The sequence below is a fragment of the Paenarthrobacter aromaticivorans genome (assembly GCF_019038615.1).
Classification (GTDB): Bacteria; Actinomycetota; Actinomycetes; order Actinomycetales; family Micrococcaceae; genus Arthrobacter; species Arthrobacter aromaticivorans.
This window is the reverse complement of record NZ_JAHOPC010000008.1, coordinates 47,190-59,835: the sequence shown is the minus strand read 5'-3', so window position 1 is coordinate 59,835 and position 12,646 is coordinate 47,190. Positions and strand designations below refer to the sequence as shown.

Below are 12,646 nucleotides of genomic sequence, written 5' to 3'. Positions count from 1 at the left end.
GAGACTGTGTCGCACGGTGGGGACAGTGCCTTCAGAAGCTGGGGACCGTGTCCAGCCTCCGGCGTTACAATCCTCACAAGAGCCGTTCCCGGACTGGCCGGGTCATTGTCGAAAGGGATTGCGTCCGCGATGCCAAGCACCGCCAGGGAAAACCTGGCCAATCAAGCCTCCACCCCCGCGGGTGGCAAGACCACGGAGCCGGGATTGCAGCGCGCGGCCCGGCCTGACCATCTGCCTAAAGCAGTGCAAGACAAGCCATTTGCGTGGCTCCTGCTGATCACCGGCGTCATCGGCTGGCTGGCTTCGGGGGCATTGGTCCTTGAGAAGTTGGAAGTACTCAAGGACCCCAACCACATCACGCTCTGCGATGTGAATCCATGGGTTTCCTGTGGAGCGGTGATGCAGACACCGCAAAGTTCCGTTTTCGGGTTCCCCAACATGTTCATCGGGATCGTCGCGTTTGCGGTGATCATCACCACTGCCATGGGACTCCTGGCCGGCGCCAAATATTCACGCGGCTACTGGCTGGGCCTGCAGGCGGGCGTAACCCTCGGTTTTGCCTTTGTTGTGTGGCTGTGGTCCCAGGCCCTGTACGTCATCAACATTCTCTGCCCGTTCTGCATGGTGGTGTGGGCGGTCATGATCCCCATGTTCGTCTGGGTGACCATCCGCAACATCTCCCATGGAGTCATCAAAGCACCGCCTGCACTGGCCAAGGTCCTGGGCGACTCCGGATGGATCGTCGTGGCACTGCTGTATGTAGCCGTGATCGCCACGATCTTCTTTGCCTTCATCCACGTCTTCGCCGGTACGTCCGGTTACTAAACCAACTCCGCGAGATAACAGTTAAGGCCAATGTTCATTGCGAACATTGGCCTTAACTGTTATCTCGGTGAGGCGTCGTTAGCCCGCGAACCAGATCTTGATCTCACGCTCGGCGGAGTCAACGGAGTCCGAACCGTGCACGAGGTTCTGCTGGACTGCCAGGCCCCAGTCGCGGCCGAAGTCGCCGCGGATAGTGCCCGGTGCCGCGGTAGTGGGGTCGGTGGTGCCCGCCAAGGAGCGGAAGCCCTCGATCACGCGGTGGCCTTCAAAGACAGCCGCAATGACCGGGCCGCTGAGCATGAATTCCACCAGTGGCTCGTAGAACGGCTTGCCCACGTGCTCTTCATAGTGCTGCTCCAGCAGTTCGCGGGTCGCGTTGACCTTCTTCAGCTCAGCCAAGGCGTAGCCCTTGGCTTCGATCCTGGCGAGGATGCTTCCGCTGAGGTTGCGGGCGACGCCGTCGGGCTTGATCAGGACAAGGGTCCGTTCAATGCTCACAGTTGCTCCAATGTGATGGGTGGGTGGGTTTCCCAGCCAGTTTACGGGGTTTCCGGGCCTGCCTCGTCACGGTGGGCCGCGTCCCATTCAGCCTGCTCCCGGTCGCGTTGCGCCACCTCGCGGTCAATCCTCATCCCGGTCCGGATTCCGTACCACCAGCAGATCGCGAAGAGGATGCCGACGATGAACATCATGGGCTCTGCGATTCCTGTCAGGATCAGGAGGACCTGCAGCCCCCAGCCGAGGCCTACACCCCACGGCTTGGACAACACGGCACATGCCAGGACGAGCACCACGCTAAGCGTGATGCCTACACCCAGGATGATTCCGGGAGCCACTTCGCCCCGCTTCAATCCAAAGACCACCAACGTGCCGAAGAACGCTACGAAAGCTTCGAGCAACAGCACGGTGGAAGCGAACATTACCTTGGTGGATCGGCGCTTTTTGGGCATGCCAGGGCGCCATTCGCGTTGGGCCTTGGTCAGCTTGGCCATCTTCAGGCACCTTCCTTTCCGAGCAGGATGCGTGCCTCGGCCACCAAGGTGATGGAGCCGGTGACCAGGACGCCGCCGGCAAGGTCATCGTTGGACTCAGCCCGTTCGACAGCCCACTCCAGGGCATCATCGAGTTTCTCGGCGATGTGGACGTTGTCCTCGCCAAAGCCAAGATCGACGGCGAGTTCGGCCAGTTCCGCTGCAGGGACGGCGCGCAGCGAATTGGACTGGGTGAAGCAGAACTCCTCTGCCAGGTCTCCGAGCTGCTCCTTCAAGGTCTTCAGGATCTCCTCGGCGTCCTTCTCCCGGAGTACTCCGACTACGACCACGAGCTTGCTGAAACTGAAGGCTTCACGGATCGCCTCCGCCGAGACGCGGATGCCATCCGGGTTGTGGGCGGCATCGACCACAATGGTGGGGGCAGTCCGAACCACTTCCAAGCGGCCAGGGGACGTCACGTTGCCGAAGGCTTCCTTCAGGACGTCAAGGTCGAGCTCCTTCTCTCCCCCACCGAAGAACGCTTCCAACGCGGCCACAGCCACGGCGGCATTCTCCGCCTGGTGGGCACCGTGCAGCGGCAGAAGGAGGTCTTCGTAGCGACCCGCCAGGCCTTGGACGGTGATGACCTGTCCGCCTACAGCTACGGTGCGTGACTCTACGCCAAATTCCACGCCCTCGAAGCGGAACGGTACATCCACCTCACGGGCTTTTTCCAGCAGGACCTGGGCAGCGTCCACCGGCTGGGCAGCGCTCACTAGGAAGCCACCGGGTTTGATGATCCCGGCCTTCTCATACGCGATGTCCTCGGTGGTGTCGCCCAGGAGATCCGTGTGGTCCAGGGAAATCGGCGTGATAACAGAGACTTGGCCATCGCCCACGTTGGTGGCATCGGTAATGCCGCCCAAGCCGACTTCCACGACCGCGACATCCACCGGCTGGTCTGCGAAAATCGCGAAACCCAAGATTGTCACGCACTCGAAGTACGTAAGCCGGGGCTGGTTCTCAGCTATGAGCTCGTTGTCAACGATTTCCAGGTAAGGCCGGATCTCATCCCAGATCCGAACAAACGTCGCATCTGATACGGGCTCGCCATCAATGCTGATGCGCTCGGTGACTTTTGAAAGGTGCGGGCTGGTGTAACGGCCTGTGCTCAACCCGTGTGCGCGGAGCCCGGCCTCAATCATGCGGGCCGTGGAGGTCTTGCCGTTGGTTCCCGTGATGTGGATGATCGGAAAAGCCTTGTTGGGCTCCCCCAGCACGTCCATGGCCCTGAAAAGCGGCGCCAACCGGGGTTCCATCTTGTTTTCAGGTGCCCGGCCAAGAAGTTCGGCGTAGACGCTTTCCACGGAGAATTCGTCAGTCATGGTTCAGGCCCCTGCCTTTGCTACGGTGACGCGCGGTTCCTCGGCGCTGGAGAGAAGGACTTCCAGTTCCAAGGACAGCGTCTCGGTCTTGACGAGCTCAGCGTTGGTTTCCAGCGCATCAATGACGTCCTGCTGCGCCTCGACAGATGTGCGGATGCGGTCGCTGACATTCAGTCCGGCATCCTTGCGTGCTTGCTGGATGGCACGAACCAGGTCGCGGGCCAGGCCTTCCGCAGCAAGCTCAGGAGTGACCTCGGTATTCAGGACGACGAATCCACCACCGGGGAGCACTGAGACGGCCTTCTGGGCGGCAGCACCGCCGTCGGACGTCTCTCCCACCACAGTCTCCAGGCTGTATTCATGCGGCTCAAGCTCGAGTCCCCCGGCCACCACCACTCCGGAATCGTTCACGGACCAGTCACCGGACTTGGACCCCTTGATGGCCTGCTGCACGTTTTTGCCAAGGCGCGGTCCAGCAGCCCGGGCGTTGACCACCAGTTTCTGCTCGATGCCGAATTCCTCCGGCGAAGCCGAAGCAGCGTCCAGCAAGCGGACGGAGCGAAGGTTCAGTTCATCAGCGACGACGGCGGCGAAGCCTTCCAGCGCATCTGCGCCAGGTGCCACAACCGTCAGTTCCTGGAGCGGCAGGCGGACCCGCAGATTAGCGGCCTTGCGCAGGCTTGAACCGGTGGAGCAGATCTGCTGAACGCGGTCCATGGCCTCCACGAGGTCGGCGTTGGCCGGGAACAGCGAAGCATCAGGCCAGTCAGCCAGGTGCACAGAGCGGCCACCGGTCAGGCCGCGCCAGATCTCCTCGGTCACCAGCGGCAGCAGGGACGCCGAGACCCGGCATACAGCTTCCAAGGCCGTGTACAGGGCATCGAACGCGTCTTCATTCTCGTCGAAGAAGCGCTGCCGGCTGCGGCGAACATACCAGTTGGTCAGCATGTCCAGGTAGCTGCGGAGTTCATCGCAGGCCCCGGAGATGTCGTAGGAATCCAGGCTTTCGGTCAGGCTGCGGACGAGGTCCCCGGTGTTGGCCATCAAATACTGGTCCAACGTGTCGGAGTAGCCGTCGTAGCGCAGCTTCGCTTCGTAACCTGAACCGGAGTTCGCGGCGTTCGTGTAGAGCGTGAAGAAGCTGTACACGTTCCACAGCGGCAGGATGACCTGGCGGACGCCGTCGCGGATGCCCTGCTCGGTAACCACCAGGTTGCCGCCTCGCAGGATGGGGCTGGACATCAGGAACCACCGCATGGCGTCGGAGCCGTCACGGTCCAGGACCTCGGAAACATCCGGGTAGTTGCGCAGGCTCTTGGACATCTTTTGTCCGTCCGAGCCCAGCACGATGCCGTGGCTGATGACGTTGCGGAAAGCCGGGCGGTCAAACAATGCGGTGCTCAGGATGTGGAGCATGTAGAACCAGCCGCGGGTCTGGCCGATGTACTCCACGATGAAGTCCGCAGGGTTGTGTGTGTCGAACCATTCCTCGTTCTGGAACGGGTAGTGCACCTGGCCATACGGCATCGAGCCCGAGTCGAACCAGACGTCCAGGACGTCCTCGACGCGACGCATGGTGGACTGGCCCTCCGCCGGAGAACGGGGGTCGTCCGGATTGGGTCGGGTCAATTCATCGATGAACGGACGGTGCAGGTCCACCTGGCCTTCGTTGTCGACCGGCAGGCGGCCGAAATCGGCTTCCAGGTCCGCCAGCGAACCGTACACATCCGTGCGCGGGTACTCGGGGTCGTCCGACTGCCATACCGGGATAGGTGAGCCCCAGTACCGGTTGCGGCTGATGGACCAGTCGCGGGCGTTGTCCAGCCATTTGCCGAACTGGCCGTCCTTGACGTTGCCCGGGATCCAGTTGATCTCCTGGTTCAGTTCGGACATGCGGTCCTTGAACTTGGTGACCTCCACGTACCACGAGGACACTGCACGGTAGATCAGCGGGTTCCGGCAACGCCAGCAGTGGGGGTAGCTGTGCTCGTAGCTGGCCTGGCGGACCAGGCGGCCGTCGGCGCGAAGCACCTGGGTGATGGGCTTGTTCGCATCAAAGACCTGCAGGCCCACGATGGCGGCCAGTTCTCCGTGCGCAAACAATGGAAGGAACTTCGCGCCCTCGTCCACGGACAGGACAACGGGGATTCCGGCGTCTTCACAGACCTTCTGGTCATCCTCACCATAGGCCGGAGCCTGGTGCACGATTCCCGTACCGTCTGTGGTGGTGACGTAGTCGGCCACCAGGAAGCGCCAGGCGTTTTGGGTGCCGTACTTCTCAGCATCGGCGAAGTCGTTCCACAGCGGCTCGTACTCAAGGCCCGCCAACTCGGCGCCTGTATGCGTTGACACGACAGCGGCAACTGCGGCAGCTGCGTCGTCGTACCCCAAATCCTTGGCGTAGGTCCCCACAAGGTCAGCGGCCAGAAGGAAGCTACCCGTGACCGGTGCTTCCGCCGACGCAGCCTTGACGCCATTCGGACCGGCGGGCAGGACTGCGTAAGCGATGTCAGGCCCGACGGCGAGCGCCAGGTTGGTGGGCAGCGTCCAGGGCGTCGTGGTCCAGGCAAGGGCCTGGACGCCTGCGAGCGCCTGTGAGAGTTCGGATGTGCCGGCCTTGATGGGGAAGGTCACCGTGACGGTTTGGTCCTGGCGGTTCTTGTAGACGTCGTCGTCCATGCGGAGTTCGTGGTTGGACAGAGGGGTCTCGTCCTTCCAGCAGTACGGCAGGACGCGGTAGCCGTTGTAGGTGAGGCCCTTTTCGTGCAACTGCTTGAAGGCCCACAGCACTGACTCCATGTACTCGACGTTGAGTGTCTTGTAATCGTTGTCGAAATCCACCCAGCGGGCCTGGCGGGTGACGTAGGCCTTCCATTCGTTGGCGTACTTCATCACCGAGGCGCGGCAAGCGTCGTTGAATTTATCGATGCCCATGGCTTCGATCTGGGTCTTGTCCGTCATGCCCAGCTGTTTCATGGCTTCCAGTTCGGCGGGGAGGCCGTGCGTGTCCCAGCCGAAGCGGCGTTCTACGCGCTTTCCGCGCTGCGTTTGGTAGCGCCCTACGAGGTCTTTGGCGTAGCCAGTGAGGAGGTGGCCGTAGTGCGGGAGGCCGTTGGCGAAGGGCGGGCCGTCGTAGAAGACGAATTCGTTGCTGCCGTCTTTGCCTGCATCGCGCTGGTCGATGCTTGCCTGGAAGGTGCCGTCTTCTTCCCAGTACTTGAGGATGCGCTCTTCGATTTCCGGGAACTTCACGGAAGCGGACACGCCTTGCGTGCCTGAAGGAGACGCTGAGGCCTTGGGGTAGTGGGTCATCTCATATCCTGTGATAGCTGGTTGACTGTCAGGATGCGAGGACGGCTTCAGCGTTTGCTGTTGCCGCGGTACCACCTCACTTACCGGAACCATGGCGCCCTGGGTGGGGCAACGGCCGGTTCCGGCCTCTCATTACTGCTGTGACGGGCTTACCCGTCCGGTTCTACTGGGCCCTGACCGCCGCTTGGATTTCGCCACGTGGGCGTTCAGGGATGTTCTTCCGGAAGCTCACCGGTGATGGCCGGGTCAACGCTTGTCTCCCAAGTCTAGCGGCAGGAGAGGCCCGCGCTCCACTCGCAGGATCATCCTTCGGGTGGACCAGCTGGAGGCGGTCGGGTGCATAGACTCGACCCCATGACCAACCCTGCCTCTGTCCTTCCGACCTCAGGCCCGGTCAGACGCTGGCTGGCTCACCAAGCATCCCCTGCGTGGTCGGTCCTGGCTCTACTCTTGGTGTTGCCTGTGGCAGGAATGTCCCTGTTCAGGGCGGTCCCCACGGAGTGGCCGCTGGTGGTGGTTCAACTGTTGTCGTTCACCCCGTGGATGGTCCTGCCCTCGGCGCTGGCGATGGTCCTTGCTTTGGTTGGGCGCCGGCTGTGGGTCTTCATCACGACGGCGGCCCTCTTGGCTCTCCAATTGTTCTGGCTGTTTCCGCTGGACACCGGAAGGCCAGAAGCAGTTCCTGCGGGAACCGCCACTGTTTCCGTGAAGGTGATGAGCCTCAACACTGAATACGGTGAGGCTGACGCAAGTGCCATCGTGAAGTTGGTCCGGGAGAACGGTGTTCAACTCTTGACGCTCCAGGAGCATACGCAAGGGCTGGAAGAACGCCTACGCTCCGAAGGCTTGGAGTCAGTACTGCCGAACCTCCTGAGTGAACCCAACGACGACGCTTCCGGTGGCGCCGTATATTCCGTTTTCCGTCTGCAGCCGGAGGGGCTCCTGCCCGATACGCCATTCCGGATGGACGTCACGCGGGTCTTCATCACGGATCCGGACAACGTTTCCAAGGCCACGTTGAACCTCACCAACGTTCATGCTCTGCCCCCGGTTGATGAGCGGATGCAGCAGTGGCGCAGCGACCTTGTCCAAGTTGCCCGTCAGGCCTCCCGTCCAGGGCATCACCTGCTGATGGGTGACTACAACTCCACCTACGATCACACCGAGTTCCGCGCCTTGCTTGACCCTGCCCTGGGCGGTGGACAGGACGGCAAAAAGCTCGTCGATGTTGGAACAGCCTCAGGCGGACGGATCTCCCCCACCTGGCCAATGGAGGGACCACCTCTTCCGGGAATCGTGATCGACCATATGGTTACTTCGCCCCGAATCAGCAGCAGTGGCTACGCGGTCCACCAGGTTTCCGGTTCTGACCATGCGGCCATTGTGGCAACGCTGGTCATCCCCGCCAGTTAGAGTGCGCCCGTGCTTCAGCTTTCCTTGCGGATGAGCTTGTGGTTGGCTGCCTGGGCCACCGGGCGGACAACGATCTGGTCCAGGTTGATGTGATGTGGCAGGGAGACTGCGTACTTGACGACGTCGGCCACGTCCTCTGCCGTGAGGGGCTTTTCGACTCCGGCGTAGACCTGGGCGGCGGCGTCCTTGTCGCCCAGCCGGTTAAGGGCAAATTCCTCCGTGTGGACCAGGCCCGGCGCTACCTCGATGACACGGATGTTGTGACCCACTTCTTCCAGCCTTAGGGCGTTGGTCATGGCGTGCTGGGCGAACTTTGCGGCGTTGTAACCGGCGCCGCCTTCGTAAGCGGCCAGTCCGGCGGTGGATGTCAGGTTGAGTACGGTTCCTTCCCCGTCCTCCCTCAGCATCGGAAGGAATGCCCGGGTGATCTTCATGGTGCCCAGGACGTTTACCTGGTACATCCACTCCCAATCCTCAGTATCGGCATTCGCGATCATGTCCGCGCCCCGGGCACCTCCGGCAATGTTGATGAGGGTATCGGCTCCCCCGGCTTTGGAAACTGCCTGCAAAAGGGCAGAGACGTCGTCGTCGCTGGTGATATCGGCCGCAAACGGAATGGCGCCGGTTTCGGCGCCCAGCGCACCCAGTCGTTCGGCCCTGCGGGCCACCGCAAAGACCTTCCAGCCTGTGGAGGCCAACGCCCGCACCGTGGCCTCGCCGATGCCCGTGCTGGCACCGGTAACTACTGCCGTTTTGTTCTGAACTGGATAAGCCGTCCGTGCTGCCAAAGTCATGGCACTACACTATCGGTGGTCGCCGGCACCGGCCGAAGCAGCCCGTAACGGCGGGCCATGGAACAATTGACCCATGGCTGAATCAACGCAGGGTACAGACACGCCCGCCACCGCCCCCATCAACGTTCCCGACAAGCCGGCCCTCGAAGGCCTGGAGGCCACGCTGACGCAGCGTTGGCTGGACGAAGGGACCTACAAGTTCAATCCGGACACCACCCGGGAGCAGGTCTACTCGATCGACACTCCCCCGCCAACCGCCTCGGGCTCCCTTCACGTGGGGCACATGTTCTCGTTCACCCAGACAGACGTCCAGGCCCGCTACATGCGCATGACCGGAAAGAACGTCTTCTACCCCATGGGTTGGGACGACAACGGCCTGCCTACCGAGCGTCGCGTCCAGAACTACTACGGTGTGCGTTGCGATCCCGCCATCCCGTACAACGCCGACTACCGTCCGCCTGCGCAGCCAGCCAAGAACCAGCGCGATTTCGACGTCGTTTCCCGCCAGAACTTCATCGAGCTGTGCGAGGAACTCGCTGTGGAGGACGAAAAAGTCTTCGAGAACCTCTTCCAGACCCTCGGTTTGTCCGTGGACTGGGACCTGACCTACCGCACCATCGATGACACCTCCCGTGCGGTATCCCAGCGTGCCTTCCTCGCCAACCTCTCTGCCGGTGACGCCTACATGGCCGAGGCTCCCACCCTCTGGGACGTTACCTTCCGCACCGCCGTGGCGCAGGCTGAGCTGGAGGACCGCGAGGTAGCCGGCGCGTATTACCGCTACCCCTTCTTCACCGAAGACGGCGAAAAGATCTTCATCGAAACCACGCGCCCGGAGCTTCTTGCCGCCTGCGCCGCGCTGGTGGCAAACCCCGACGACGAACGGTACAAGCCGCTCTTTGGCAAAACAGTGAAATCCCCGCTGTTTGATGTAGAGCTCGAAGTAAAGGCCCACCCTCTCGCCAAGGCGGACAAGGGTTCCGGCATCGCCATGGTGTGCACCTTCGGTGACCTGACCGACGTCACGTGGTGGCGTGAACTGCAGCTGCCCACCCGCGCCATCATGGGCCGCGACGGCCGCATCATCGCCGAGACCCCGGAGTGGATCACCACCGACGCCGGCAAGGAAGCCTACGCAGCGATCGCTGGCAAGACTGCTTTCTCCGCCAAGGAAGCCGTAGTGGAGCTTCTCACTGCAGCAGACCTGCTGGACGGCGAACCGAAGAAGATCACGCACCCCGTGAACTTCTTCGAAAAGGGTGACAAGCCCCTTGAGGTAGTGACCTCACGCCAGTGGTACATCCGCAACGGCGGGCGCGATGAAGAACGCCGCGAACGCCTGATCGGCCGTGGCCAGGAAATCAACTTCCACCCTTCCTTCATGCGCTCCCGCTACGAGAACTGGATTGCGGGCCTGAACGGCGACTGGCTGGTATCCCGCCAGCGCTTCTTCGGCGTGCCCATTCCCGTCTGGTATCCGCTGGATGCCCAGGGCAACCCGGACTACGACCACCCCATCCTGCCCTCGGATGACATGCTCCCCGTGGATCCCGCCGCGGATGCAGCCCCAGGCTTCGATGAAGCTCAGCGCGATCAGGCCAACGGCTTCACCGGTGACGCCGACGTCCTGGACACTTGGGCCACGTCCTCCCTTACCCCGCAGATCGTGGGTGGCTGGAGCCGTGACGAGGAACTGTTCTCCAAGGTCTACCCCTTCGACCTCCGCCCCCAGGGTCACGACATCATCCGCACGTGGCTGTTCTCCTCCGCTGTCCGCGCCGACGCCCTGCAGAAGAGCGCGCCTTGGAAGCATGCAGCTATCTCCGGGTGGATCCTTGACCCGGACCGCAAGAAGATGTCCAAGTCCAAGGGCAACGTGGTTGTTCCCACGGATGTCCTGAACGAGTTCGGCTCGGACGCTGTCCGCTACTGGGCAGCCTCGGCCAAGCTCGGCGCAGATACGGCCTACGAGATCGCGCAGATGAAGATCGGCCGCCGGTTGGCCATCAAGCTGCTCAACGCCTCCAAGTTCGTGTTGAACCTTGGGGCCACCGAAAACTCCGTCGTGTCCAGCGATCTCTCCGTACTGACCAATCCGCTGGACCGTGCACTGCTCGCGCAGTTGTCCGATGTGGTTGCCCAGTCCACCAAGGCGTTCGACAACTATGACTACGCGCGTGCCCTGCAGATCACAGAGTCCTTCTTCTGGCAGTTCACTGACGACTACGTCGAGCTCATCAAGGACCGCGCCTACGGTGCGGCCGGGGAGTCGGAACAGGCATCCGTGCTGGCAGCACTGGCCACCACCTTGGACTCCTTGCTGCGCCTTTTCGCGCCCTTCCTGCCCTTCGCGACCGAAGAGGTGTGGAGCTGGTGGCGCTCCGGCTCGGTTCACCGCGCCCAGTGGCCGGCCGCACTGGAAATCGCCGACGGCGACACCACAATGCTTGGCACTGTTGGGGTAGCACTCAGTGGCATCCGCAAGGCCAAGTCCGAGGCCAAGGTGAAGCAGCGCACCGCAGTACTCTCAGCATCCATCACCGCCAATGAGATGCTTGTTGCGCAGCTCAAGGCTGGACTCGGGGACCTGAAGGCAGCCGCGAACGCACAGGAGATTGCACTCCAGTCCGGCGAGGGTGAGCTCACGGTCAGCGATGTTGTCCTGGCACCGGCAGAGGAAACGCCCGCGTCGTAGCCCAGCCCGCGTCCTTGGCCCATTTTTGGGCAAAGGGGAAGCCCCATCAGCGTTTTGCCGTTGGTGGGGCTTCGACTTTTCGGCTGTCCGGTGACGGCTTGACAGTCTGGCGGAATCCTCGGAATTTCAGGTCTTACTACCTCGTCACTGGTAGCTTGCTTCCAACTTTGCCAAAGGCTGCGTTGGTTGCATATCACTGAATCTTTGGTTTCCGTGTCCCTCTTCTTTCGAAGTGGGTAAGAACCATTGTGGTCCCGTCGGAGACCATGCACAAGGCCTCCGGCAGAACTACAATCCTGTAGTTCTGCGGAGGCCTTTTTCGTGCAGCTTTCCTGCAGCCCGGGCAAAGCTATGGCAGAGTATGCTCATGCCGGAACTTCCCGAAGTGCACGGCCTGTGCACGTATCTGGACACCCAACTCCGTGGAGCCGTACTGTCCAACGTCCGCATTAACTCCATCGCAGCCCTGAAGACGGCTGATCCCCCTTACAGCTCACTTGAGGGCCGGACCATCCAGGGCACCCAGCGCTTCGGCAAATTCATCAGCCTCGACGCCGGGGGCCTGTTTTTCGTCTTCCACCTGGCCAAGGCAGGATGGGTTCGCTACACCGAGCATCCCTCGTCAGCAGGGCTCCGCATGGGCAAGAGCAACATCGCCGCCAGGCTATTGCTGCACCGGGCGGCCGATGACGCCCACATCGGTCTTGACCTGACGGAAGCCGGCACCAAGAAAAGCCTGGCCATCTACGTAGTAAGGGATCCCTTGGATGTTCCTGGAATCGCAACCCTTGGCCCGGAACCACTCAGCCCCGACTTCGACGAAAATGCCCTGGCAGCAATCCTTAAGTCAAGTTCCCAACAAATCAAGGGACTTCTCCGCAGCCAAAGTGTCATCGCCGGGATTGGCAATGCCTACAGCGACGAGATACTGCATGCTGCCAAAATCTCTCCCTTCGCCATCGCCAAGTCGCTCGACGGCGAAACAGTACAGCGGCTCTACGATGCCATGCAGGAAGTACTGGTGGGCGCCGTGAACGCGGCAGCCGGAAAGCCTTCCAGCGAGCTGAAGGACACCAAGCGAAGCAATTTCAGGGTGCATGCCAGGACCGGGCTACCCTGCCCTGTCTGTGGTGACACTGTGCGTGAGGTGTCCTTCGCGGACACCTCACTGCAGTACTGTGCCACCTGCCAAACCAACGGAAAGATCCTCGCGGACCGGCGCACGTCACGCTTCCTGAAGTAGCTCCAGGC

Annotated in this window: 9 protein-coding genes; 4 read left to right on the top strand and 5 right to left on the bottom strand. The window is 61.9% G+C overall.

Going from position 1 to position 12,646, the window contains the following annotated elements; genetic code table 11:
- The first annotated feature begins 129 nt into the window (after window positions 1–129).
- Window positions 130–825 carry a vitamin K epoxide reductase family protein gene (locus KSW38_RS13750; RefSeq protein ID WP_216925486.1) on the top strand — a complete coding sequence of 232 codons (696 nt, stop codon included), beginning with the start codon at window positions 130–132 and terminating at the stop codon, window positions 823–825.
- 78 nt (window positions 826–903) lie between these two features.
- Here the strand turns inward: KSW38_RS13750 and ndk are convergent, their stop codons facing one another.
- From ndk to ileS, 4 genes are read right to left on the bottom strand one after another with little or no spacing between them, the layout of a single operon-like run.
- Window positions 904–1,323, bottom strand: a complete 420-nt coding sequence (ndk, locus tag KSW38_RS13745; RefSeq protein ID WP_216925485.1) for a nucleoside-diphosphate kinase — start codon at window positions 1,321–1,323, stop codon at window positions 904–906.
- A gap of 41 nt (window positions 1,324–1,364) precedes the next feature.
- Window positions 1,365–1,817, bottom strand: coding sequence for a DUF4233 domain-containing protein (locus KSW38_RS13740; protein WP_216925484.1), 453 nt, complete (start codon window positions 1,815–1,817; stop codon window positions 1,365–1,367).
- A gap of 2 nt (window positions 1,818–1,819) precedes the next feature.
- Window positions 1,820–3,181 carry a bifunctional folylpolyglutamate synthase/dihydrofolate synthase gene (locus tag KSW38_RS13735; RefSeq protein ID WP_216925483.1) on the bottom strand — a complete coding sequence of 454 codons (1,362 nt, stop codon included), beginning with the start codon at window positions 3,179–3,181 and terminating at the stop codon, window positions 1,820–1,822.
- Between the two features lie 3 nt (window positions 3,182–3,184).
- The gene (ileS, locus tag KSW38_RS13730; protein WP_216925482.1) at window positions 3,185–6,493 is read right to left on the bottom strand and encodes an isoleucine--tRNA ligase; all 3,309 of its coding nucleotides are present in this window, start codon (window positions 6,491–6,493) and stop codon (window positions 3,185–3,187) included.
- 354 nt (window positions 6,494–6,847) lie between these two features.
- Between ileS and KSW38_RS13725 the strand changes: the two genes are divergently transcribed.
- Window positions 6,848–7,906 (top strand): endonuclease/exonuclease/phosphatase family protein, encoded by a 1,059-nt coding sequence (locus tag KSW38_RS13725; RefSeq protein WP_216925481.1) that lies wholly within the window; start codon window positions 6,848–6,850, stop codon window positions 7,904–7,906.
- A gap of 14 nt (window positions 7,907–7,920) precedes the next feature.
- On the opposite strand, the gene KSW38_RS13720 is transcribed toward KSW38_RS13725, so the two are convergent.
- Window positions 7,921–8,700, bottom strand: coding sequence for an SDR family oxidoreductase (locus KSW38_RS13720; protein ID WP_216925480.1), 780 nt, complete (start codon window positions 8,698–8,700; stop codon window positions 7,921–7,923).
- A gap of 73 nt (window positions 8,701–8,773) precedes the next feature.
- On the opposite strand from KSW38_RS13720, the gene valS reads away from it, so the two are divergent.
- Window positions 8,774–11,395 carry a valine--tRNA ligase gene (gene valS / locus KSW38_RS13715; RefSeq protein WP_216925479.1) on the top strand — a complete coding sequence of 874 codons (2,622 nt, stop codon included), beginning with the start codon at window positions 8,774–8,776 and terminating at the stop codon, window positions 11,393–11,395.
- Window positions 11,396–11,762: 367 nt separating this feature from the next.
- Window positions 11,763–12,638: an Fpg/Nei family DNA glycosylase gene (locus KSW38_RS13710; RefSeq protein ID WP_216925478.1), complete on the top strand. Its 876-nt coding sequence runs from the start codon at window positions 11,763–11,765 to the stop codon at window positions 12,636–12,638.
- Window positions 12,639–12,646: the final 8 nt, after the last annotated feature.